Here is a 22523-nt window from a genome sequence, read left to right on the forward strand (position 1 = left end):
GGTCCGGTTGCTCCGCGATGGGGTCGGCGTCCTTGGCGCCATGCCCCGCGAGTGAGGTCGAGCAGACGCCCAAGCGCGAGATGTGGCCTTCCTTCACCGGAAGGGTTGTCTTACCTTGCGGCTGAGGGCGCGACACTCCCGACCTCGGGGGTTGGGGTGACAAGGGTTTATACCCTCAAAGGAACGTGAAATTTCCACAGGGCTAGAAGTAAGGAACGACGTGGCTGGACAAAAGATCCGCATCAGGCTGCGGGCCTATGACCATGAGGTCATCGACAGCTCGGCGCGCAAGATCGTCGACACTGTGACCCGCACGGGCGCGAAGGTGGCCGGCCCGGTGCCGCTGCCGACGGAGAAGAACGTGTACTGCGTCATCCGTTCGCCCCACAAGTACAAGGACAGCCGCGAGCACTTCGAGATGCGCACGCACAAGCGCCTCATCGACATCCTCGACCCGACGCCGAAGACCGTCGATTCGCTGATGCGCCTCGATCTGCCCGCCGGTGTTGACATCGAGATCAAGCTCCCGTGAGGTCTGAAGTGATGAGTGAACGAATCGTGAAGGGCATCCTGGGCACCAAGCTCGGCATGACCCAGTTGTGGGACGAGAACAACAAGATCGTCCCTGTGACCGTGATCCAGGCCGGACCCTGCGTCGTCACGCAGGTGCGCACCCCCGAGACCGACGGCTACTCCGCCGTGCAGCTCGGCTTCGGCGCCATCAAGGCCAAGAAGGTCACCAAGCCGGCCGCCGGGCACTTCGCCAAGGCGGACGTCACCCCGCGCAAGCGGCTGGTGGAGCTCCGCACCGCTGATGCGTCGGAGTTCACCCTGGGCCAGGAGCTGACCGCGGAGGTCTTTGCCGACGGCGAGATCGTCGACGTGACCGGCACCACCAAGGGCAAGGGCACCGCGGGCGTCATGAAGCGCCACGGTTTCCACGGCCTCAAGGCCTCGCACGGTGTGCACCGCAAGCACCGCTCGCCTGGCTCCATCGGTGGCTGCTCCACCCCCGGCAAGGTCTTCAAGGGCCTCAAGATGGCCGGCCGGATGGGCAACGAGAAGGTCACCATCCAGAACCTCAAGATCCACGCCGTCGACGCTGAGCGTGGTCTGCTGCTGGTCCGCGGCGCCATCCCCGGTAACAACGGGTCGCTCGTCGTCGTCCGCAGCGCAGCCAAGAAGGGTGTTGTCGCATGAGCGATCTGACAGTTGACGTCGTCGACGCCAAGGGCAAGAAGGCCGGCAAGGTCGACCTTCCCGGCGATCTGTTCGACACGCAGACCAACATTCCCCTGATCCACCAGGTTGTCGTGGCCCAGCTGGCCGCGGCCCGTCAGGGCACGCACTCCACCAAGACCCGCGGTGAAGTCCGCGGCGGTGGCATCAAGCCGTGGCGCCAGAAGGGCACCGGCCGCGCCCGTCAGGGTTCGCGCCGCGCCCCCCAGTGGGCCGGTGGCGGCGTCGTGCACGGCCCGCAGCCGCGCGACTACTCGCAGCGCACCCCCAAGAAGATGATCGCCGCCGCACTGCGCGGCGCGCTGTCGGACCGGGCCCGCGAGGGCGGCGTGTTCGTCATCTCCGAGATCGTGGCGGGGGAGAAGCCCTCCACCAAGTCAGCCATCGAGGCATTGACGAGCGTGGCCGGGGATCTGAGCAAGGTGCTGGTCGTGCTGGACCGCTTCGAGGACGTGGCCTGGCTGAGCCTGCGCAACGTCCCCACGGTGCACGCGCTCGCCGTCGATCAGCTCAACACCTACGACGTGCTGGTCAACGACAAGGTGGTCTTCACCTCGGCTGCACTGGCCGCGTTCTCGGCCGGTCCCGCGGTGGGCAAGTCGGCCAAGGCCGTCGCCACCGAATCCGAGGCCGCCGCCGAGGAGACCGCTGTCGAGGCCCCCAAGGCCGAGAAGAAGACTGAGGAGAAGGACAAGTGACCACTGCGCTGAAGATCCGCGATCACCGCGACGTCATCCTGCGCCCCGTGGTGAGCGAGAAGAGCTACAACCTGCTCGATGACGGCAAGTACACCTTCATCGTCTCCCCGGACGCCAACAAGACCGAGATCAAGATCGCCATTGAGGCCATCTTCGATGTCAAGGTCACCTCCGTGAACACCCTCAACCGCACGGGTAAGCGCCGCCGCACCAAGTACGGGTACGGCAAGAAGGTCGACACCAAGCGTGCGATCGTCACCGTGGCCGAGGGCCAGAGCATCGACATCTTCGGAGGCCCGGTCAACTGACCGGCGAGCCGCTGAGAGAAGGAACTTAGACTCATGGGTATCCGTAAGTACAAGCCGACCACGCCGGGCCGTCGCGGCTCCAGCGTGTCCGACTTCGTTGAACTCACGCGCTCCACGCCGGAGAAGTCGCTGCTCGCGCCGAAGTCGAAGACCGGTGGCCGCAACAACACCGGGCGCATCACGACGCGTCACATCGGTGGAGGCCACAAGCAGGCCTACCGCATCATCGACTTCAAGCGCTACGACAAGGACGGCGTGCCGGCCAAGGTCGCTCACATCGAGTACGACCCCAACCGCACCGCCCGCATCGCGCTGCTGCACTACGCCGACGGCGAGAAGCGCTACATCATCGCGCCGAACGGCCTGGCTCAGGGCACTGTGGTCACCGCCGGCGAGGGCTCGGACATCAAGCCGGGCAACAACCTCGAGCTGCGCCAGATCCCCGTCGGCACCACGGTGCACGCGGTGGAGATGCGCCCGGGCGGCGGAGCCAAGCTCGGCCGTTCGGCCGGCGCGGCCATCCAGCTGGTTGCCCGCGAGGGCAAGTACGCCACGCTGCGCATGCCCTCTGGTGAAATGCGCCTGGTCGACGTCCGCTGCCGCGCCTCGATCGGCACGGTCGGCAACGCCGAGCAGTCCAACATCAACTGGGGCAAGGCCGGCCGCAACCGCTGGAAGGGCATCCGCCCGACCGTCCGCGGCGTCGTGATGAACCCCGTCGACCACCCCCACGGTGGTGGCGAGGGCCGCACGTCGGGTGGCCGCCACCCTGTGTCGCCCTGGGGCAAGCCCGAGGGACGCACCCGTGACAAGAACAAGGCGAGCAGTCGACTCATCGTCCGCCGTCGCAAGACCGGCAAGAAGCGCTGATAGGGAGCCTGAGGAAATATGCCACGCAGCCTGAAGAAGGGCCCCTTCGTCGACGACCACCTGCAGAAGAAGGTGGACGTTCAGAACGACAAGGGCACCAAGAATGTCATCAAGACCTGGTCGCGACGCTCGATGATCATCCCCGACATGCTGGGGCACACCATCGCAGTGCACGACGGCCGCAAGCACGTCCCGGTGTTCGTCACCGAGTCGATGATCGGTCACAAGTTGGGCGAGTTCGCTCCCACGCGCACCTTCAAGGGTCACGTGAAGGACGACAAAAAGGCCCGTCGCCGCTGAGGCGCGAGATAAGGAACTGAATCAACTATGAGCAACGAAAACGGCAACAGCCGTCGTCGCGAGAACCTGCTCGGTGATCGTCCTGGCTCGTTCGCCATCGCGCGCCACGTCCGGATGAGCCCCACCAAGGTCCGTCGAGTCGTCGACCTGGTCCGCGGCATGGACGTCAAGGACGCCCTTGTCGCCCTGAAGTTCGCCCCGCAGGCCGCGTCCGAGCCCGTGTACAAGGTTGTGGCCTCGGCCGTGGCCAACGCGGAGTCGGCCGAGGCCCTGCGCTCCGGCGACCTGTACATCTCCAAGGCGTTCGTCGACGAGGGCGTGACGCTGCGTCGAATCCGGCCCCGTGCGAAGGGGTCGGCCAGCCGCATCCTCAAGCGCGGCGCCCACATCACAGTGGTCGTCGAACCCCGCGAGACGAAGGGAGCCTGATTATGGGCCAAAAGATCAACCCGATTGGCTTCCGCCTCGGCATCACCACCGATCACAACTCCCGCTGGTACAGCGACAAGCAGTACTCGGAGTTCGTCGGCGAGGACGTCAAGATCCGCCAGTACCTGACCAAGACTCTTGAGCGCGCCGGCGTTTCGTCGATCGAGATCGAGCGTCGCTCGGAGCGGGTGACCATCTTCCTCCACGCCGCACGTCCGGGCATCGTCATCGGCCGCAACGGCGCCGAGGCCGAGCGCGTCCGCGCCGAGTTGGAGAAGCTGACCGGCAAGCAGGTGCAGCTCAACATCCTCGAGGTCAAGAACCCCGAGATCGATGCGCAGCTCGTGGCCCAGGGAGTCGCCGAGCAGCTCGGCGCCCGTGTCGCCTTCCGTCGCGCCATGCGCAAGGCTCAGCAGACGGCCATGCGTTCCGGCGCCGTGGGCATCAAGATCAAGTGCTCGGGTCGTCTCGGTGGCGCGGAAATGTCGCGCTCCGAGGGTTACCGCGAAGGCCGTGTGCCGCTGCACACGCTGCGCGCCGACATCGACTACGGCTTCTTCGAGGCCCGCACCACGTTCGGCCGGATCGGCGTCAAGGTGTGGATCTACAAGGGCGACGTCACCGGCACCCGCGCCGAGCGCGCTGCCCAGAAGGCCGCCCGTAACAACGCCCCCGGTGGCCGTCAGCAGCGTCCGGGCCGTCGTCCCGCCCGCGGCGAGGCTCGTGGGGACCGTCCCGAGCGCGGCGGTCGCCGTCGCGCCGACGCAGCCCAGGCCGAGGCCCCGGCTGCGCCCGCAACCGAGAACGCAGGAGCCTGATCATGCTGATTCCTCGTCGCGTGAAGTTCCGTAAGCAGCACCACCCCACGCGTGACGGTGCGGCCAAGGGCGGCACCAAGCTCGCCTTCGGTGAGTACGGCATCCAGGCGCTCGAGTCGTCCTACCTGACCAACCGTCAGATCGAGGCCGCTCGTATCGCCATGACCCGTCACATCAAGCGTGGCGGCAAGGTCTGGATCAACGTGTATCCGGACCGCCCCCTGACCAAGAAGCCGGCCGAGACCCGCATGGGCTCCGGCAAGGGTTCCCCCGAGTGGTGGATCGCCAACATCAAGCCCGGACGCGTGCTGTTCGAGCTGTCCGGCGTCCCGGAGGACGTGGCCCGCGAGGCCATGCGTCTGGCCATCCACAAGCTGCCCTTCAAGGCACGCTTCATCAAGCGCGAAGCAGGTGATATCTGATGAGTAACTCTCTCGCCGCACACGATCTTCGTGGTCTGTCGCGTGATCAGCTCAACGCCAAGGTCGTTGAGTTGAAGGAGGAACTGTTCGGCCTTCGGTTCCAGGCTGCCACCGGCCAGCTGGAGTCGAGCAGCCGGATGCGCAACGTCCGCAAGGACATTGCACGCATCTACACCGTGCTGCAGGAGCGCAACCTCGGCATCGTCGACGAGCCGGTTGTTGAGGAGAAGTGAATATGAGCGAAGACACCACCACCACTGAGCAGCGCGGCGCCCGCAAGGTGCTGCAGGGCGTCGTCGTGTCCGACAAGATGGACAAGACGATCGTGGTCCTCGTCGAGGACCGCGTCAAGCACCCGCTGTACGGCAAGGTCATGACCAAGTCGTCGCGCCTGAAGGCGCACGACGAGGAGAACTCGGCCGGCATCGGCGACCGCGTTCGCGTCATGGAGACCCGTCCGCTGTCCGCGCAGAAGCGCTGGCGCCTGGTCGAGATCATCGAGCGCGCCAAGTAAGGCACACTCACCACACGCTGCGGCCCGTCCCCCTGGGGGCGGGCCGTTGTCGCACTCCCGCGGTCCGCTAATCGCAGGGCGGTGAAGCGATGCCCAGACGCAGTGGTATACATATCGGACGACTATCTATATGGACTGGGTCGTCGCCGACCTGTCCGCATACTTGGAGGGATTTTCATGTCGGAGAATGTAGGGGATGCGAAGGCTCGGGCGAAGGCCGAAAAGGCTTACGTCAAGGCGAGTCGGCCATGGTTTAAGAAGAAGCGCTATTGGGCTCTTGGAGTGTTGGCACTGATTGTGGTCGTCCAGATGGCCAATGGCGGGGCCGATGACGCGAACACTGTGGCCGCTCCCGCCAGTACGAGCTCAGCCGCCAGCGCGCCGAGTGAGTCGGAGGCCGCCGAAACGAACGTGGCCAGCGAGCCCGCTGCGTCGAGTGAACCGGCTGCGGTGGTTGAGGAAGCACCTATCGTGGTGTCTGCCCAGGAGTTGATCGAAGCGCTGGAGAGCAATGCTCTGGCCGCCTCCAACCAGTACAAGGGAAAGCGCGTCACCGTCACTGGTTCTTTGGCCAATGTCGACGCTTCCGGCGACTACTTCACCCTCAATGGGACTGACGAGTACTCCTTCACCAACGTGCAGATCTTCATCGATGAAGAGCACTTGGACACTGTCAGCGCACTCACCGCGGGCCAGGATGTCACGGTCACCGGGACTGTCAGCGACGTTGGGGAGCTCTTGGGCTATTCCATCCAGGCTGAGACGATCAGCTGACACCGTTTGGGCGCCTTGCCCGCTCAGGTCCGGCAGGCTCCTCGTGCTGACAGCTACCAACTCAACTCTCGGAATACTGTAAAGCGCTGGAGCTGGTTTCTGGGGTGTGTGCGTCGTCACGTTCTACTGGTTGTGTCAAAGTGGGCCCGTTCGCTACGGCGAACGGGCCCACTTTCTGTCCTCTTGTGGAAACTCGGCTCCGCGCTGACTGATTGCGCCGCGTGGACGCGGACCTGGCGCCATCCGCGCCGAGCTGTAAACGACTGGTCCGCGCTCGGTACCTGCCTGCCTCGTCGCAAAGCTGGGCGCTATCGGAGTCGAGGCGGGTTGGCGGCGGAGGGAACAGGGATCAGCGTGTCGTTCAGGCCCCAGTGGAGGGGAGACCGGGACGGGCGAGTTCAGGCGCGGGCGCCTTGCTGGGCTTTTGCGTCGGCGTCGGCGTCGGAGCCTGAGTCGGGGTGGGCGTGGGGGAGGGGGATGGCCGTGGTTCCTCGGTGATCAACACGGTCTGGGAAGGGTGGCCCAGCTCGTGGCGGGCGATGATGGGGGCACGGCTGGGGTGCTCGATGGTGACGGTAGCCTCAGCCGAGTAGCACCCCGGCAGGGCCAGCCGGGTCCGGGCCAGCCCCGTGGCCCCGAAGCCGGCGCCCGAACCTGGCAGCGGCACATCGTCATAGCGCCCGACGGTTGCTCCCCCGGACCAGTCCACGCCCTCGCAGCTGGCCCCGCCGTCGGTCTGCCGCGGACTGACGGGCCCGATGATGCGTCCTGAGGCGCTCACGGCCAGCTCCGTCGAATCGGGCACCGCCACCCCGGGCACGCCGTCGAGGCTCAGTGCCTCAGAGGCCTCGACCCCGGCACGAGCCGTGCCGTGCGGGCTCAGGCGGGTGGTGATCATGGGGGCGAGCACCAGGCTTGTCTCGGGCAGCTGGGGCCAGCTGGGCGCGGCCGGGGGAGTGACGAACTCAGCCGGCGCAAGGGCCTCCACCCAGTGGTAGTACCCGGGGCCGGGGAACCTCAGCGAGGTGGACGCGGCCTCGGCCGAGCCGTCGGGGCCGTAGCGTCCGGAGAAGACCGCCTCGCCCACGGGCTGGGTGTCGGCCGCGGATGCGGCAGCGAGGTCCTCGAGGGAGGCGAAGGGACCGTAGAGGGTGGTGGTGCCGGAGAAGCGCGCTCCTGGCCTGCCGCCGGCCACGGTCACCAGATCCACCGCCGGCTCGCCGGCCACGGCCACCAGGTCCCGGGTGCGCGTGGTGACGGCGGGGGTGAAGTGGGGAGCCAGCGAGGCCTCCACGGTGGCGACGACCGATTCAGGCCTGGGCGCCGCGAGCAGCCGCTGGACGGTCCGCTCGGCGGGCACGAAGACCCGGGGTGCCGATCCCGCCAGCCCAGCGAAGGTGACTGACACATTGCCGACCGAGGGTTCGGATCCTGGGCGCGCCATCGTCACGCGGATGTCGGCCACGCCGGAGGTCCCCGTCGTGGAGGGCGCCGACTCGACGGTGGAGGCCCCCGTTGGCGCGACCGAGAGCGTGACCCCTGGCACGGCGATGCCCGCCCTCGAGGTCACCGAGGCGCGAAGCTGGCCTGAGGGCGCCGCCAGGGTGGGGCGGGAGACCCACTCGAGCCGGGCCGTGTACGGCCCCGCGAATCTGGCCGCCGCGCGGGTGAGGCGGTCGAACTCCGTCCCCGTCGACGGCTGCGCGGCGACCACGGCCGCCCATCGGGCGGACTCGCGGGCCCGCTGCTGCGCCCCGTCGACCGTCCGCAGGCGGACGAAGTGCTCGACGGCGGCGCCGGTGTCGGCTGAGGGACTCTGCCCGGTGTGCGTGAGGACCCAGGCGAGGTCCGCCGTCTCAGCCTCGGAGACGGTCGCGGTGCCGTTGCCGTGCTGGAGTGCGCCGTCGTCGGCCAGACCCGACTGCTTGACCAGGGGCGTCCCCGCGGGAACCTCCTCCCAGTCCGTGGCGCGCCTGGGCGGTGCGGACATCAGGTCCGCGCAGTACGCGGTGACCGGGCCCATCCGGTAGGCGCCGTACCAGTCCCGCCCGGTGCGAGGCATCGCCACCGTGTGCCCGGCGCCGGCCAGCGGGCCGTCCTGGGGCCGGGCGTCGGCGGGAACAGGCGCGACGAGGAGGGTCAGTATCACGGTGATGAGCAGGGCGATGGCGGGGCGTGGTCTCATGATCAGGGGCTTCCTGGTTGCGGTCGGGTTCGCACCACTCTTGGTGAGAACCCCACCGCTTTCCCAGGTCACGTGCGGCCTGTGGAGAACGTGTCAGCCGCGCCGACCTCGTGCTGTGGAGGGAAGGGCGCCGCCCGGCAGGCTCAGGAGCCCTCGGGCCAGGAGTCCGGCGTGGGTTCCGCGGTGTCCTCCTCGGCCTCGGAATGGTCGGTCCACGAGTCCTTCGGCCGGTAGCCGAGCTCCAGCATGGTGTTGGTGAGGTCCCAACGACGATTGGGGTTGTCCGAGACGGCGTAGTAGAGCCCGAACCGCACCTCCGCCTCGATGGCGCAGCGCACCACCTCGACGGTGTCGTCCTCGCTCAGCCACATCGCCCGCAGCAGATCGAGGTCGGTGTCGTGGGTGGTCTTCGAGCTCCAGCCGATCCTCAACGCGATGAAGTCCATGCCGTGCTGGTCGTGGTAGAACCGGCCGAGCGCCTCGCCGAACACCTTCGACACCCCGTAGAGCGAATCCGGGCGGGGGAGCATATGCGGATACACCGGCCACTGCTCGTCGCGGTCGTACATCCCCATCGCGTGATTGGAGGAGGCGAAGACGAAGCGCCGCACCCCCGCCTCGCGGGCGGCTTCCAGCGCGTTGCGCAGGCCCACGATGTTGGCGCTCAGCACGGCGTCCCACGTCGACTCAGGCGATGCCGCGCCCGCCATGTGGACGACGGTGTCCACCCCCTCCATGAGGGCGAGGGTGTCGTCGTAGTCCGTGAGGTCCGCGATGCGGATGGTGTCCGGGTCGTCATCGTCGGGGTGACGCCCCTGGAGGACGAGGTCGTACTCGTCGCGCAACCGGCGCGCCAGGAGTGCTCCGATGCCGCCTGTGGCGCCCGTGATGAGGATTCTGCGCTGTGCCATGACGCCCATCCTGCCAGCGGCGACGAGGCACGATGCGGCCTCCGTCGAACGCGTGGGGTAGAGTACCGCCCAGCACTCGGATCGTTCTGCTCTGAGTTCCTCTAGCTTCTTTCTCCGATGCCATCGCGCTGCGGACACCTAGGAGCCTGCTGAACAATCATGCCTCGGCTGCGGCGCACCGGATCGGGCGATCTGGCACCCCTCCATCTGGATATGGACGTCAAGTACACGCACCAGATGTAGTGGCACCACCTCATCCCGCCCGGCACGTCCTCGCCGGAGACAGCATTGTTCAGCACACTCCTAGTCCGCGCCGGGCAGAACCGCTGCATCACCCCCACACGGGAGTCTTTCCTCATGTCTTCACTGTCCTTCGGCGCGCTCGGCGTGCCCGCACCCCTCGCCTCCATCCTCGCTGAGCGAGACATCACCCTCCCCACGCCCATCCAGGCCGCGACGCTGCCGGACTCGCTCAGCGGCCGCGACGTGCTGGGCCGGGGCCGCACAGGCTCGGGCAAGACCTACGCCTTCCTGCTGCCGCTGGTGGCACGCCTCTCCTCCTCCGGCACCCGTCGCGCCGCCAAGCGGCCGCGCGCCATGATCCTCGCCCCCACCCGGGAGCTCGCGATCCAGATCGACGAGGCGCTCGCGCCGCTGGCGGCCTCCGCGGGGCTCACCTCGCGCACCATCTTCGGCGGCGTCAACCAGAAGCCGCAGGCGGCGGCCCTCACCAGGGGCGTTGACGTGATCGTCGCGTGCCCGGGCCGTCTGGAGGACCTGATCGCCCAGGGCGTCGCCTCCCTGGCCGGCGTCGAGATCACCATCATCGACGAGGCCGACCACATGGCGGACCTCGGGTTCCTGCCGTCCGTGCGCCGGCTGCTGTCCCAGACCCCGAAGGCCGGGCAGCGCATGCTGTTCTCCGCCACCCTGGACAAGGCCGTGGGGACCCTGGTGAACCAGTTCATGACCAACCCCGTCGTGCACGAGGCGGACTCGGCCGAGTCGCCCGTCGCCACGATGACCCACCACGTGCTGCACGTGGCAGACGACCACCACCTCCCGGTCCTCATCGACCTCGCGGCCGCTCCGGGCCGGTCGGTGGTGTTCACCCGCACCAAGCACCGCGCCAAGAAGATCGCCCGCCAGCTCAATGCCGCCGGGATCCCGGCCGTCGAGCTGCAGGGCAACATGAGCCAGAACGCGCGCGAGCGCTCCATGGCGGCCTTCCATGCAGGCACGGCCCAGACGCTCGTGGCCACCGACGTCGCGGCGCGCGGCATCCACGTCGACGATGTCGGCCTGGTCATCCACGCGGACCCGCCGGTGGAACACAAGGCCTACACGCACCGCTCGGGCCGCACCGCCCGCGCCGGGGCCGAGGGCACCGTCGTCACGCTCATGCTCGACGGGCAGCGCTCGGACGTGCGCGACCTCACCCGCAAGGCGGGCGTCAATCCCACCATCACCCGCGCCGACGCACGACACCCGGTGCTGCGCGAGATCGCGCCCGGGGAGCGCTCCTTCCCGGGCGGCCTCATCAAGCCCGAACCCCAGGAGGGGCAGGGCGGTGGCGGCCGTCGCGGTGGGGCGTCAGCGCGACCGCGCAGTGGGTCCGACCGTCCGCAGGGTGGTCGCGGCCAGCGTCCCCAGGTCCAGCGCGGCGAGCGTCCCGCCGAGGGCCGTTCCCGACGGCCCGCCGCGGCGGCCACCGCCTCGGCGGGTGGAGTCGCCCGGTTCTCGGCCGAGAGCGGTCGTCGCAGGAGCCGCTAGCGGGACACTCATCCTGAGCTGTCACAAGTCGCCCGGTCCGCACCACGCGGCCCGGGCGACTCGCACGTCCGGCGAACCGGCTCTGGTGTGTTGGATGCAGTGACGTATCCTGGAAGGCTCACGGCCCAGAAGCCGCGACATCCTGTCACCGAGGCCCCATGCTGCAGCTTGAGAAAGTCCGCAAGTCGTACACCACAGGCGACTTCACCCAGGTGGCACTGGACGACGTCTCCATCGCCTTCCGCGACAACGAGTTCGTCGCGATCCTCGGTCCCTCAGGTTCCGGCAAGACCACCCTGCTCAACGTCGTGGGCGGTCTCGACCACTACGACTCGGGCAACCTGGCCATCGATGGCATCCCCACCGACGAGTACCGCGACCGCGACTGGGACACCTACCGCAACAACCGCATCGGGTTCGTCTTCCAGGCGTACAACCTCATTCCGCACCAGAGCGTCCTCTCCAACGTCGAGCTGGCCCTCACGCTGGCGGGCGTCTCACCGTCCGAGCGGAAGCGACGAGCCACGGCGGCGCTGTCGGAGGTGGGGCTGGCCGACCACGTGCACAAGCGCCCCAACCAGCTCTCCGGCGGCCAGATGCAGCGCGTCGCCATCGCCCGCGCGCTGATCAACGACCCGGAGATCCTGCTGGCCGACGAGCCCACCGGCGCCCTCGACACGGCCACCAGCGTCCAGATCATGGCCCTGCTGACCGACATCGCCCGCGACCGCCTGGTCATCATGGTGACGCACAACCCCGAGTTGGCCAAGGAGTACGCCACCCGCACAGTCCAGCTCCGCGACGGCGTCGTCTTCTCCGACAGCGACCCCTACCAGCCCGGGCAGCAGCGGGAGAGCGGGCGCCCGCCGCGGCGCACCGCCATGAGCTTCCTCACCGCCATCGCGTTGTCGTTCAACAACCTGATGACGAAGAAGGGCCGCACCCTGATGACGTCGTTCGCGGGCAGCATCGGCATCATCGGCATCGCCGCGATCCTCGCGCTCGCCAACGGCGTCGGCCTCTACATCAAGGGCGTCGAGGAGGACACCCTCTCGATGTATCCGCTGTCCATCGAGCGGCAGGGCTTCGACCTCACTTCCCTGCTGGCGGGGTCACCCAACGGAGACGACGACGCCCCGGAGCCCGCCGAGGGCGAGGTTCCGGAGGCCCAGCGCGTCTCCAGGATGCTCGGCGGGGTGGGCACCAATGACCTCGCCTCCCTCAAGCGGTACCTCGACGACGGCGACAGCGGGATCGACGCCTACGTCAACTCCATCGAGTACAGCTACGACGTCACCCCGCGGATCTACTCCGAGACGGGCGGGACACCCCGCCAGGTCAACCCCGACACCACCTTCAACTCCGTCGGGCTGGACCCCACCTCCACCGTCAACTCGCTCCTGGGCCCGGGCGCGGGATCCGGGGTGTTCCGCGAGTTGGTCGACGACCTGTCTCTGGTGGAGACGCACTACGACGTGGTCGCCGGACGCTGGCCCGACGACCCCCTCGAGACCGTCGTCGTGCTGAGCCCCAGTGGCAGGGTCACCGATCTCACGCTCTACGCCATGGGGCTGCGGGACCCGGCCGAGCTCGACGCGATGGTCACCCAACTCGCGAACGAGGAACCCATCGCCGAACCCGGCGCCCCGGTCACCGTCACCTACGACGACCTGCTGGCCGGGTCGTTCCGGCTCGTCAACGTGCCCGACCTCTACAGCTACGACGCCGAGTTCGGCGTGTGGACCGACCGGAGTTCCGACGAGAGCCGTGTGGCGAGCGTGGTCGAGGGGGCCGAGACGCTGGAGGTGGTCGGCGTTGTGCAGGCCGTCGAGGACAGCACCATCCTGCAGCCGGGCATCTACTACACCCCCGCCCTGACCAGGCGCGTCATCGAGAAGGCGGCCGACAGCGAGATCGTCGCCGATCAGCTGGCCCGTCGCGACACCAACGTGGTCACCGGCCGCCGATTCGCCGACGACCGGGCCGCCGCCGAGGAGATGGACCTCTCGCAGCTCATCAGCTTCGACCAGGATGCCATCGCTGGGGCCTTCACCTTCGACGCCGACGCCCTCGCGATCGACACCTCCGCGCTGGAGAATCTGAGTCTTCCCGAGTTCAGCTTTGATCCCTCGTCCCTGCCGGGGCTGGATCTCGGCGCTCTCCTGGGCGAGCTCGACCTGGCCTCCGTGGTCTCTGCGCCCGACATGGGCGCGGAGACCGGCCAGGTGGTGACCTGGAGCACCTCGCTGGCCACGTCGTTCGCGGTCTTCGTGGCGGAGAACCAGCTCGATCCGGCCGACACGCAGGCCAACTTCCGGCTCTTCCTCGAATCGCCGGCCGGGCAAGAGCTGCTCGTCGGCAGCGTGCGGGAACCCGTTCCCCTCGACGCTGAGACGCTCGCGGCGCTGCTGGAGGCCCTCCTCGGCTTCACCGCGACCCCCACTCAACCGCCGGCCGACGCCTCCGAGCAGCCTGCCCCCGCGCCGAGCGCTCCATTGCCCGGCGCTCAGGCGAGGGTTGAGGAGTTCCTGGCGTCCGAGAAGGGTCAGGCGGCGCTGGCGGCCACGGGCGGCCTCATCGACCCGGCGGGGCTGGTGGCCGCCGCGCAGGCCTACGACCGGTTTGCGGAGCAGGCGCAGCCGGCCACCGACGAGCAGCCCGACGTCGCGGCACTGGTGCGGGCCTTCCTGGCCTCGCCGCAGGGGTTGGAGCTGCTGACAGCGCTCGGGGCGGCACCGGCCGGGCAGGTCCCGGCTGCCCAGCCGCCGGGGGAGGAGGCCGGGTTGCTGACACAGATGATTCGCGGCTACCTCGCCTACGCCGTCGACGAAGGCCTGCCCATCGATGAGGTGGACTCCAACCTCGACGGCTTCCTCGCCTCGCCGCAGGGCGCGGGTCTCCTCGCCGTGGCCGGGGACCTGATCGACACCGACGCCCTCACCGAGCAACTGCAGGTCGCGATGGGCTCCTACGTCGAGGGCGTGATGGGCGCGGTCATGGGCACCGTGTCCACGCAGCTGGCGGACGCGCTCGGCACCCAGGTCTCCGCCGCCATCGAGGGCTCGATGGGCCGGTTGAGCGAGAACATGGCCGACGCCATGAGCATCGACGAGGCGGTCTTCGCCGACGCGTTCCAGCTCAACCGCAACCAGGACGAGCTGACCCAGCTGTTGATGGCGATGACCACGCGGCAGCTGAGCTCCTACGAGGGCAACCTGCGTACGCTCGGCTTCGCCGACCTCACCGACCCGTCCACCATCCAGATCTTTCCCAAGGACTTCGAGTCCAAGGAGCGCGTGCTGGACATCCTCGACGCCTACAACGCCAGCGCCAAGGAGGCCGGCGACGAGGATCGCGTCATCACCTTCACCGACATCGTCGGGGCGCTGATGGGCTCGGTCACCGACATCATCAACACCATCAGCTACGTGCTGGTGGCCTTCGTGGCGATCTCCCTGGTGGTCAGCTCCATCATGATCGGCGTCATCACCTACATCTCGGTGCTGGAGCGCAAGAAGGAGATCGGAATCCTGCGCTCCATCGGTGCGAGCAAGCGCGACATCAGGCGCGTGTTCAACGCCGAGACCCTCATCGTCGGGTTCGTGGCGGGCCTGCTCGGCGTGGTGGTCACGTTCCTGCTGACCATTCCCGCCAACGCCATCGTCGAGGCCAACTTCGACGTGCCGAACGTGGCTCAGCTGCCGCTGCAGGCGGCTGTGATCCTGGTGCTGGTCAGCATGGGGTTGACGGCGCTGGCGGGCCTGATCCCGGCGTCGGCCGCGTCGCGCAAGGACCCGGTCGAGGCGCTGCGCAGCGAATGACGGCAGAGGCGCGCGGAGACGGGAGAGGGCCTCGTCGGGGCTGATTTCTTCCCCGGGTCCACTACGGGCTAGACTGTCCCAGTTGCCTTGGGACTGTGCCCTTTCGAGGGGACCTTTCCCGGGTTCACACCACGCTCCCTCTCTCTCGGGCTGGGGGCTGCCGCCTGGCAAAATCCAGGGGGTTCATTTCTAGTTTCACAAGGCCCCATGCATGGGAACCGGTGGATCAAGGAGAAGTAGATGATCCAGCAGGAGTCGCGACTGAAAGTCGCCGACAACACTGGTGCCAAGGAGATCTTGTGCATCCGTGTGCTCGGTGGCTCTAAGCGCCGCTACGCCTACCTCGGCGACACCATCGTCGCCACCGTCAAGGACGCGATCCCTGGCGGCAACGTCAAGAAGGGCGACGTGGTCAAGGCCGTCGTCGTCCGCACCGTCAAGGAGCGTCGCCGCGCCGACGGGTCCTACATCAAGTTCGACGAGAACGCCGCCGTCATCCTGAAGAACGACGGGGAGCCCCGCGGCACCCGCATCTTCGGCCCGGTTGCGCGCGAACTCCGCGAGAAGAAGTTCATGCGCATCGTCTCGCTCGCCCCGGAGGTGATCTGATCATGGCATCGCTCAACATCAAGAAGGGTGACCGCGTCAAGGTCATCTCGGGCAAGGACAGGGGTGTCGTCGCCGAAGTCATCGCCGTGAACCCCGAAACGAAGCGCGTCACCGTGCAGGGTGTCAACCTCGTCAAGAAGCACCGTCGCGAGTCCCAGACCGCGGCCGGCCGCAAGGTCGAGGGCGGTGTGATCACCGTCGAGGCCCCCATCCATGTGTCCAACGTGCAGCTCGTGGTCAAGGTCGACGGCAAGGAGGTCGTCACGCGCATCGGTCACAAGCGCGTCGACGTCACCAAGCGCCGCCCCGACGGCTCCGAGTACACCGCGCAGCGCTCCGTGCGCATCGCCCGCAAGACCGGGGAGGAGATCTGATGACCGCCACCGCAGCCCCCACCGCGATTCCGCGCCTGAAGGCCAAGTACCGCGAGAGCATCGTCCCGGCACTGCAGGACGAGTTCAACTACGACAACGTCATGCAGATCCCCGGTCTGGTCAAGATCGTGGTCAACATGGGCGTCGGCGAGGCCGCGCGCGACTCGAAGATCATCGAGGGCGCCATCAAGGACCTCACCGCCATCACCGGCCAGAAGCCGTCGGTGACGAAGGCCCGCAAGTCGATCGCCCAGTTCAAGCTCCGTGAGGGTCAGCCCATCGGCTGCCACGTCACGCTGCGCGGCGACCGCATGTGGGAATTCGCCGACCGGCTCTTGACGCTCGCGCTGCCCCGTATCCGTGACTTCCGCGGCCTCAACGGCAACCAGTTCGACGGGAACGGCAACTACACCTTCGGTCTCTCGGAGCAGGTCATGTTCCTCGAGATCGATCAGGACAAGGTGGATCGCGTCCGCGGCATGGACATCACCTTCGTGACCACGGCGGCCAACGACGCGGAAGGCCTGGCGCTGCTCAAGCTCCTCGGCTTCCCCTTCAAGGCCGTCGATGACGCCAAGAAGCAGAAGTCGAAGCGCGGCCCCGCGTTCTACGCCAAGAAGAAGAAGTGAGCTGACCCATGGCAAAGACAGCACTCAAGGTCAAGCAGGCCCGGAAGCCGAAGTTCGGTGTGCGCGCCTACACCCGTTGCCAGAAGTGCGGCAGGCCCCACTCGGTCTACCGCAAGTTCGGCCTCTGCCGCATCTGCCTGCGCGACATGGCGCACGCCGGCGAACTGCCCGGTGTGACCAAGTCGTCCTGGTGATCCGGAACCACCTTTCCTAAGGAATTCAAGTTGCGACAGGTCCGGGTCTCCCGGAAACCGGCGCGAGAAAGAGGCAACAAGTCATGACAATGACTGATCCGATTGCAGACATGCTGACACGTCTGCGGAACGCCAACCAGGCGTTCCTGGACTCGACGACCATGCCGTCGTCGAAGATCAAGGTGGGCATCGCCGAGATCCTCAAGGCCAACGGTTACATCTCGGATTTCGAGTTGACCGAGGTCGAGGGGCAGGTTGGCAAGGTCCTCAAGGTCACTCTGAAGTACGGCGACTCGCGCGTGCGTTCCATCGTGGGCATTCGTCGCATCAGCAAGCCGGGGCTCCGCGTCTACGCGAAGTCCACGGAGCTGCCGAAGGTGCTGGGCGGTCTCGGTATCGCCATCATTTCGACGTCCCAGGGTCTGTTGACCGATCGGGACGCCAAAGCCAAGTCCGTGGGCGGCGAAGTACTCGCCTACGTCTGGTGACCGGCGAAGGTAAGGAGAAAAAGTAATGTCGCGTATTGGCAGGCTCCCCATCGCCATCCCATCCGGCGTCGACGTGTTGCTCGACGGCCGACAGGTTGACGTCAAGGGACCCAAGGGGTCGTTGACGCTCACCGTCGCCGAGCCCATCACCATCGAGAAGCAGGAAGACGGCCAGCTCGCCGTCGCCCGTCCCAACGACGAGCGTCAGAGCAGGTCCCTCCATGGCCTCACCCGCACCCTGATCAGCAACATGATCCAGGGCGTCACCGAGGGCTATGAAAAGAAGCTTGAGATCGTCGGCGTGGGTTACCGCGTGATCTTCAAGGGCCCGCAGCAGCTTGAATTTGCGCTCGGATTCTCCCACCCCGTGATCGTGAACGCCCCTGAGGGCATCACCTTCGTGGTGGAAGCACCCACCAGGTTCAGCGTCCAAGGCATCGACAAGCAGCTTGTCGGCGAGACCGCGGCCAACATCCGTAAGATCCGCAAGCCTGAGCCCTACAAGGGCAAGGGCGTCCGTTACGCGGGCGAACAAGTCCGCCGCAAGGCCGGAAAGGCTGGCAAGTGATGGCCATTTCGCTCAGCAACCGCAAGTCGCTGGCTCCCAAGACGGCGTCCCGCGCCCGTCGGCAGCTCCGTGGCCGCAAGAAGATCAACGGCTCGGCCGATCGTCCCCGTCTGGTGGTCAACCGGTCATCCCGGCACCTGTTCGTTCAGGTGATCGACGATGTCCAGGGCAAGACGCTGGCGTCCGCGTCCACCATGGAGGCCGACCTCCGCGGCACCGAGGCGGACAAGTCCGAGAAGGCACGCAAGGTCGGTGTCCTGATCGCCGAGCGCGCGAAGGCTGCCGGCGTCGAGCAGGTCGTCTTCGACCGTGCGGGTAACAAGTACCACGGGCGGATCGCTGCTCTGGCGGATGCAGCCCGCGAGGCCGGGCTCGGCTTCTAACACGACGAAAGGAAAGGTTTTTCACGATGAGTGAAACCCAACAGCGCCGAGGTTCTGGCGCTACAGGTGAGCGTCGTGGCCGTGACGATCGTCGTGGCCAGGCTCCGAAGGAAGAAAGCAAGTACCTCGAGCGCGTGGTGACCATCAACCGCGTCGCCAAGGTGGTCAAGGGTGGTCGTCGCTTCAGCTTCACCGCTCTGGTCGTCGTCGGCGACGGCGAGGGCATGGTGGGCGTCGGCTACGGCAAGGCGAAGGAGGTGCCGGCCGCGATCGCCAAGGGTGTTGAAGAGGCCAAGAAGCACTTCTTCCGCGTGCCGTTGATCCAGCGCACGATTCCGCACCCGGTTCAGGGTGAGAAGGCCGCGGGCGTGGTCATGCTGCGCCCCGCGTCCCCGGGTACCGGCGTCATCGCCGGTGGGTCGGCTCGCGCCGTCCTCGAGTGCGCAGGCGTGCACGACGTGCTCGCCAAGTCGCTCGGCTCGTCCAATGCCATCAACGTGGTGCACGCCACGGTGGATGCGCTTCAGCAGCTCGAAGAGCCCCAGGCCGTGGCCAAGCGTCGCGGCATGGCGATCGAGGACGTCGCTCCGGCGGCGCTCATCCGCGCCTCGAAGGAAGAGGTGGCTCACTGATGGCCGAGCTGAAGATCACCCAGGCAAAGTCTGGGGTGGGTGGAAAGCAGAACCAGCGCGAGACGCTGCGGACGCTCGGTCTGGGTCGCATCGGCTCCTCGGTGGTCCGTGAGGACCGCCCCGAGGTGCTCGGGATGATCCGCACCGTCGCCCATCTGGTTACCGTGGAAGAGGTGAAGTGACGATGACGCTCAAGCTGCATCATCTGCGCCCCGCCCCCGGCGCCAAGACGGCTAAGACCCGTGTTGGCCGTGGTGAGGGTTCGAAGGGTAAGACCGCTGGTCGCGGTACGAAGGGCACCGGGGCGCGTAAGAACGTTCCCCAGAACTTCGAGGGCGGCCAGATGCCGTTGCACATGCGGATCCCGAAGCTCAAGGGCTTCAAGAACCCGTTCCGGGTTGAGTACCAGGTGGTCAACGTCGGCCGTCTCTCCGAGCTGTTCCCCGAGGGCGGCTCCGTGGGCGTCGAGGAACTCGTGGATGCAGGCGCTGTGCGCTCCGGCAACCTCGTCAAGATCCTCGGCAACGGCGACGTCACCGTGGCGCTCGACGTGACCGCCCACGCATTCTCCAGCTCCGCCAAGGCGAAGCTTGAAGGCGCCGGCGGATCCGTGACCGAACTCTGAGTCGGTCGCGCACCAGCTACACCACCGTCGGGGTGGGCCCGGGGTCTCCCGGGTCCACCCCGTCGGCGTTTCCGGCGCGCCCCTCAGGTGCTCCGGCGTTTTGGTGCCGGTACGTGCCTTGATAGGCTTCCCTGGTTGCCGTGCCGACACTGCACGGCGCCGTGTTGTACAACGAAACCGAAAGTAGGGTCGGATGATCTCCGCCTTGGCCAACGCGTTGAAGACACCGGATCTTCGCAAGAAGATCTTCTTCACGCTGGGCATCATTGCCGTGTTCCGCCTGGGATCCACGATCCCCTCACCCAACGTGAGCATCTCGCGGATCGACCAGTGTCTGGCGCTCGCCGCGCAGGGCGACTCGGCCGGCCTCTACTCGATGATCAACCTGTTCTCGGGTGGGGCGCTGCTCCAGTTGACGATCTTCGCGCTCGGGATCATGCCCTACATCACGGCCTCGATCATCCTCCAGCTGCTCACCGTCGTGATCCCGAAGCTGGAGGCCCTCAAGAAGGAGGGCGGCACAGGCCAGCAGAAGATCACCGAGTACACCCGTTACCTCACCCTGGTGCTCGCGGTCCTCAACGCCACGGCCTTCGTCACCCTCGCCCGCACCGGCCAGCTCTTCCAGGGCTGCGACGGCATCCTCTACAGCGACGAGCTGCTGCCCCTGATCACCATGGTGATGATCATGACGGCCGGCACCGCTGTCATCATGTGGATGGGCGAGCTCATCACCGAGCGCGGCATCGGCAACGGCATGTCGATCATGATCTTCACGCAGATCGCGGCCAGCTTCCCCGCCGGCCTGTGGTCCATCAAGCAGAGCCACGAGGGCGTGACGGGCTGGTTCCTGTTCTTCCTCGTGATCGGTATCGGCCTGCTCGTGATGCTGGGCATCATCTGGGTCGAGCAGGGCCAGCGCCGGATCCCCGTGCAGTACGCAAAGCGCATGGTGGGCCGACGCCTCGTCGGCGGATCCACCACCTACATCCCGCTCAAGGTCAACCAGTCCGGCGTCATCCCAGTGATCTTCGCCTCCTCCATGCTGTACCTCCCGGTGCTCTACTCGACCTTCCGGCCGGACGGCGCCATCTCGCAGTGGATCCAGGCGAACTTCACCGGCCAGGGCGGTCAGTCCTGGGTGTACAACCTGGTGCAGTTCGTGCTGATCATCGCCTTCTGCTACTTCTATGTGTCCATCACCTTCAACCCGGAGGAGGTCTCGGACAACATGAAGAAGTACGGCGGCTTCATCCCCGGGATCCGTGCGGGCAAGCCCACCGAGCGCTACCTCGCCTACGTACTGTCGCGGCTGACCGCCCCCGGGTCGCTGTACCTCGCCATCATCGCGCTCATCCCCACCATCGCCTTCATGGCGGTCGGCGCCCAGCAGAACTTCCCCTTCGGCGGCACCTCCATCCTCATCATCGTCGGCGTCGCTCTGGACACCGTCAAGAAGATCGAGAGCCAGCTCCAGCAGCGCAACTATGAGGGCTTCCTGCGATGAAGCTGCTGATCATGGGCGCGCCGGGTGCGGGGAAGGGGACACAGGCCACCGCGCTCGCCGAGCGTTACGGCGTGCCGGCGATCTCCACGGGGGACATCTTCAGGAGCAACATCAAGAACCAGACCCCCCTCGGCATCAAGGTCAAGGAGATCATCGACGCGGGCGAGTACGTCCCCGACGACGTCACCGAGGAGATCGTCGCGGACCGGCTCTCGGCCCCGGACTGCGAACCGGGCTTCCTGCTGGACGGATTCCCGCGGACCATGCACCAGGTGTACTTCCTGGACCGCTACCTTGCCTCTCACGGCCAGCAGCTCGACGCCGTCGTCTCGCTGCACGTGGAGCCGGAGGCCCTCGTCCAGCGGCTGCTCGCGCGTGCCGCGAAGGAGGGGCGGGCTGACGACAACGCCGACACCATCCGTCGCCGGATGGAGGTCTACGCCGGCCAGACCGCGCCCCTCCTCTTCCACTACGAGAGCAAGGGCCTCCTCGTCGATCTCGACGGCACCGGCACCGTGGACGACGTTCGCCAACGCATGTTCGACATGGTCGACGCCCACACCGATCGCACACCGTGATGATCGAGGTGAAGTCGGCCGACGAGCTCCGGCTGATGCGCAAGGCCGGCCTCGTCGTCGCTCAGGGGCTGGACGCCATGTGCGCCGCGGCCGCGGTGGGCATCACCACGGGCGAACTCGACGCCATCGGGCGCGAAGTCCTCGCCCGCCACGGCGCCGAGTCGTCCTTCCTGGACTACGGCTCGATGTGGGGTGTCGGATTCCCGGGGGTCGCCTGCATCTCCGTCAACGACGAACTGGTCCACGGCGTCCCCGGGGAACGGGTTCTGCGCGACGGCGACCTCGTCTCCATCGACTTCGGCGCGATCGTGCAGGGCTGGCACGGCGACGCCGCCCGCACCATCATCGTCGGGGCCCCCGCGCCCGAGGATGTGGCCCTCATCGACGCCACGCGTGAGGCCATGTGGGCCGGTGCGCGCGCGATGCGCGCAGGCGGGCGCGTCGGGGACGTGTCGCGGGCGATCGAGGACTACGTAAAGTCTCTGCCGGTGCGCTACGCCACCCTCCGGGAGTACACAGGGCACGGCATCGGCTCCGAGATGCATATGGAGCCGGACGTGCCGAACTGGTACCGGCGGCGCCCCACCCCGAAGCTGGCCGTGGGCATGGCGCTGGCCATCGAGCCCATGCTGACCACAGGCCTCCATCAGACGCTCGAACTCGACGACGGATGGACCGTGGTGAGCAGGGACTCCTCGCGCGGGTCCCACTGGGAGAACACGGTGGCCCTCACCGGGAAGGGCCTGTGGGTCCTCACGGAGCACGACGGGGGCGCCGAGATGCTCGGGGACCTGTTCGGCCCGCTGGCCGACTGACGACCTGCCGACGCTCCCGCCCGCGGGTCAAGGCTTGCCGGCGCAGCCTAAGATGGGGC

General features: G+C 67.2%; 29 protein-coding genes. 27 read left to right on the forward strand and 2 right to left on the reverse strand.

Features of this window, described 5'->3' with window-relative positions; all coding sequences use genetic code 11:
- Positions 1 to 220: 220 nt before the first annotated feature.
- The 12 genes from rpsJ (at position 221) to ACX1D1_RS06665 (ending at position 6372) form a co-directional block, all read left to right on the forward strand.
- The gene (rpsJ, locus tag ACX1D1_RS06610; RefSeq protein WP_040284687.1) at positions 221 to 532 is read left to right on the forward strand and encodes a 30S ribosomal protein S10; all 312 of its coding nucleotides are present in this window, start codon (positions 221 to 223) and stop codon (positions 530 to 532) included.
- An 8-nt stretch (positions 533 to 540) separates the two neighbouring features.
- Positions 541 to 1200 (forward strand): 50S ribosomal protein L3, encoded by a 660-nt coding sequence (rplC, locus tag ACX1D1_RS06615; protein WP_370585709.1) that lies wholly within the window; start codon positions 541 to 543, stop codon positions 1198 to 1200.
- Positions 1197 to 1937: a 50S ribosomal protein L4 gene (rplD, locus tag ACX1D1_RS06620; protein WP_182782371.1), complete on the forward strand. Its 741-nt coding sequence runs from the start codon at positions 1197 to 1199 to the stop codon at positions 1935 to 1937. Before rplC ends, rplD begins: the two co-directional genes overlap by 4 nt.
- A complete protein-coding gene (rplW, locus tag ACX1D1_RS06625; RefSeq protein ID WP_370585710.1) occupies positions 1934 to 2245 on the forward strand; it encodes a 50S ribosomal protein L23 in 312 nt (103 codons plus the stop codon). Before rplD ends, rplW begins: the two co-directional genes overlap by 4 nt.
- A 33-nt stretch (positions 2246 to 2278) precedes the next feature.
- A complete protein-coding gene (gene rplB / locus ACX1D1_RS06630; protein ID WP_182782372.1) occupies positions 2279 to 3115 on the forward strand; it encodes a 50S ribosomal protein L2 in 837 nt (278 codons plus the stop codon).
- Between the two features lie 18 nt (positions 3116 to 3133).
- Positions 3134 to 3415 (forward strand): 30S ribosomal protein S19, encoded by a 282-nt coding sequence (gene rpsS, locus ACX1D1_RS06635; protein ID WP_182782373.1) that lies wholly within the window; start codon positions 3134 to 3136, stop codon positions 3413 to 3415.
- A 27-nt stretch (positions 3416 to 3442) separates the two neighbouring features.
- Entirely contained in the window at positions 3443 to 3844 is a 402-nt protein-coding gene (rplV, locus tag ACX1D1_RS06640; protein ID WP_182782374.1) for a 50S ribosomal protein L22, read from the forward strand.
- A 2-nt stretch (positions 3845 to 3846) separates the two neighbouring features.
- Complete coding sequence (gene rpsC, locus ACX1D1_RS06645; RefSeq protein ID WP_182782375.1) at positions 3847 to 4662, forward strand: 30S ribosomal protein S3; 816 nt, start codon at positions 3847 to 3849, stop codon at positions 4660 to 4662.
- Between the two features lie 2 nt (positions 4663 to 4664).
- Positions 4665 to 5084: a 50S ribosomal protein L16 gene (rplP, locus tag ACX1D1_RS06650; protein ID WP_182782376.1), complete on the forward strand. Its 420-nt coding sequence runs from the start codon at positions 4665 to 4667 to the stop codon at positions 5082 to 5084.
- On the forward strand, positions 5084 to 5317 hold the full coding sequence (rpmC, locus tag ACX1D1_RS06655) for a 50S ribosomal protein L29 (protein WP_182782377.1): 234 nt from the start codon (positions 5084 to 5086) through the stop codon (positions 5315 to 5317). The genes rplP and rpmC overlap by 1 nt, the downstream gene beginning before the upstream one ends.
- Before the next feature lie 2 nt (positions 5318 to 5319).
- Positions 5320 to 5598 (forward strand): 30S ribosomal protein S17, encoded by a 279-nt coding sequence (gene rpsQ, locus ACX1D1_RS06660; protein WP_182782378.1) that lies wholly within the window; start codon positions 5320 to 5322, stop codon positions 5596 to 5598.
- Between the two features lie 177 nt (positions 5599 to 5775).
- Positions 5776 to 6372, forward strand: a complete 597-nt coding sequence (locus tag ACX1D1_RS06665; RefSeq protein WP_459056384.1) for an OB-fold protein — start codon at positions 5776 to 5778, stop codon at positions 6370 to 6372.
- A gap of 361 nt (positions 6373 to 6733) precedes the next feature.
- On the opposite strand, the gene ACX1D1_RS06670 is transcribed toward ACX1D1_RS06665, so the two are convergent.
- Together ACX1D1_RS06670 and ACX1D1_RS06675 are read right to left on the reverse strand one after the other, a co-directional pair.
- Complete coding sequence (locus tag ACX1D1_RS06670) at positions 6734 to 8557, reverse strand: hypothetical protein (protein ID WP_459056385.1); 1824 nt, start codon at positions 8555 to 8557, stop codon at positions 6734 to 6736.
- 143 nt (positions 8558 to 8700) lie between these two features.
- Complete coding sequence (locus ACX1D1_RS06675) at positions 8701 to 9468, reverse strand: NAD-dependent epimerase/dehydratase family protein (protein WP_182782380.1); 768 nt, start codon at positions 9466 to 9468, stop codon at positions 8701 to 8703.
- 357 nt (positions 9469 to 9825) lie between these two features.
- On the opposite strand from ACX1D1_RS06675, the gene ACX1D1_RS06680 reads away from it, so the two are divergent.
- The 15 genes from ACX1D1_RS06680 to map all read left to right on the forward strand — a co-directional run bounded on the left by ACX1D1_RS06680 (position 9826) and on the right by map (position 22464).
- Positions 9826 to 11241, forward strand: coding sequence for a DEAD/DEAH box helicase (locus ACX1D1_RS06680; RefSeq protein ID WP_182800131.1), 1416 nt, complete (start codon positions 9826 to 9828; stop codon positions 11239 to 11241).
- A gap of 158 nt (positions 11242 to 11399) precedes the next feature.
- Positions 11400 to 15062 carry an ATP-binding cassette domain-containing protein gene (locus ACX1D1_RS06685; protein WP_459056386.1) on the forward strand — a complete coding sequence of 1221 codons (3663 nt, stop codon included), beginning with the start codon at positions 11400 to 11402 and terminating at the stop codon, positions 15060 to 15062.
- Between the two features lie 240 nt (positions 15063 to 15302).
- Positions 15303 to 15671, forward strand: coding sequence for a 50S ribosomal protein L14 (gene rplN, locus ACX1D1_RS06690; protein ID WP_068749476.1), 369 nt, complete (start codon positions 15303 to 15305; stop codon positions 15669 to 15671).
- 2 nt (positions 15672 to 15673) lie between these two features.
- A complete protein-coding gene (gene rplX / locus ACX1D1_RS06695) occupies positions 15674 to 16045 on the forward strand; it encodes a 50S ribosomal protein L24 (protein ID WP_182782383.1) in 372 nt (123 codons plus the stop codon).
- Entirely contained in the window at positions 16045 to 16674 is a 630-nt protein-coding gene (rplE, locus tag ACX1D1_RS06700; protein WP_182782384.1) for a 50S ribosomal protein L5, read from the forward strand. Before rplX ends, rplE begins: the two co-directional genes overlap by 1 nt.
- Positions 16675 to 16682: 8 nt before the next feature.
- A complete protein-coding gene (locus ACX1D1_RS06705) occupies positions 16683 to 16868 on the forward strand; it encodes a type Z 30S ribosomal protein S14 (RefSeq protein ID WP_182782385.1) in 186 nt (61 codons plus the stop codon).
- Positions 16869 to 16951: 83 nt separating this feature from the next.
- Entirely contained in the window at positions 16952 to 17356 is a 405-nt protein-coding gene (gene rpsH, locus ACX1D1_RS06710) for a 30S ribosomal protein S8 (protein WP_182782386.1), read from the forward strand.
- Positions 17357 to 17381: 25 nt separating this feature from the next.
- Positions 17382 to 17924 (forward strand): 50S ribosomal protein L6, encoded by a 543-nt coding sequence (gene rplF, locus ACX1D1_RS06715; RefSeq protein ID WP_459056387.1) that lies wholly within the window; start codon positions 17382 to 17384, stop codon positions 17922 to 17924.
- Positions 17924 to 18307 (forward strand): 50S ribosomal protein L18, encoded by a 384-nt coding sequence (gene rplR, locus ACX1D1_RS06720; RefSeq protein ID WP_182782388.1) that lies wholly within the window; start codon positions 17924 to 17926, stop codon positions 18305 to 18307. The genes rplF and rplR overlap by 1 nt, the downstream gene beginning before the upstream one ends.
- Positions 18308 to 18333: 26 nt before the next feature.
- A complete protein-coding gene (rpsE, locus tag ACX1D1_RS06725; protein ID WP_182782389.1) occupies positions 18334 to 18939 on the forward strand; it encodes a 30S ribosomal protein S5 in 606 nt (201 codons plus the stop codon).
- Positions 18939 to 19121 carry a 50S ribosomal protein L30 gene (gene rpmD / locus ACX1D1_RS06730; protein WP_182782390.1) on the forward strand — a complete coding sequence of 61 codons (183 nt, stop codon included), beginning with the start codon at positions 18939 to 18941 and terminating at the stop codon, positions 19119 to 19121. The genes rpsE and rpmD overlap by 1 nt, the downstream gene beginning before the upstream one ends.
- A 2-nt stretch (positions 19122 to 19123) precedes the next feature.
- The gene (gene rplO, locus ACX1D1_RS06735; protein ID WP_182800129.1) at positions 19124 to 19564 is read left to right on the forward strand and encodes a 50S ribosomal protein L15; all 441 of its coding nucleotides are present in this window, start codon (positions 19124 to 19126) and stop codon (positions 19562 to 19564) included.
- Between the two features lie 193 nt (positions 19565 to 19757).
- On the forward strand, positions 19758 to 21071 hold the full coding sequence (secY, locus tag ACX1D1_RS06740) for a preprotein translocase subunit SecY (RefSeq protein ID WP_459056389.1): 1314 nt from the start codon (positions 19758 to 19760) through the stop codon (positions 21069 to 21071).
- Entirely contained in the window at positions 21068 to 21649 is a 582-nt protein-coding gene (locus tag ACX1D1_RS06745; protein WP_459056390.1) for an adenylate kinase, read from the forward strand. The genes secY and ACX1D1_RS06745 overlap by 4 nt, the downstream gene beginning before the upstream one ends.
- Positions 21649 to 22464: a type I methionyl aminopeptidase gene (gene map / locus ACX1D1_RS06750; RefSeq protein ID WP_459056391.1), complete on the forward strand. Its 816-nt coding sequence runs from the start codon at positions 21649 to 21651 to the stop codon at positions 22462 to 22464. The genes ACX1D1_RS06745 and map overlap by 1 nt, the downstream gene beginning before the upstream one ends.
- The last annotated feature ends 59 nt before the right edge of the window (positions 22465 to 22523 follow it).

It is taken from the genome of Tessaracoccus luoxuelianae, assembly GCF_054483915.1.